The organism is Pseudoalteromonas sp. 5Ae-yellow (genome assembly GCF_014077565.1).
Classification (GTDB): domain Bacteria; phylum Pseudomonadota; class Gammaproteobacteria; order Enterobacterales; family Alteromonadaceae; genus Pseudoalteromonas.
Map to the genome: position 1 here is coordinate 1 of NZ_JACGWD010000185.1, position 328 is coordinate 328.

The window sequence follows — 328 nt, forward strand, 5'->3', positions numbered from 1 at the left end:
GTGTCAGAATGCTAGGTATCCCCGCAGTTCGAGACCGAATAGTGCAACAAACACTATTGAACATACTCCAACCGATATTCGACATCGACTTTCACCCATCGAGTTATGGGTACAGGCCGAAACGAAGCTGTCATGACGCTATCAGTAAAGCGAGTGTATTTATCCGTAAATACCATCGCGACTGGGTCGTAGACATGGATTTGTCGAAGTGTTTTGACCTGCTTGATCATGCTTTGATAATTAGCAGTGTTAGACGCAAAGTGACGGACAGTAGTATTTTAAAGCTGATTAATCAGTTCTTAAAAAGCGGGGTAATGATAGGCGAACA

Annotated in this window: 1 protein-coding gene; it reads left to right on the forward strand. The window is 43.3% G+C overall.

The genetic code is table 11. The features are described from left to right. Positions 1 to 8: 8 nt before the first annotated feature. On the forward strand, positions 9 to 328 hold a 320-nt coding region (locus tag H4J63_RS19910; RefSeq protein WP_259365864.1), incomplete at its 3' end, for a reverse transcriptase domain-containing protein.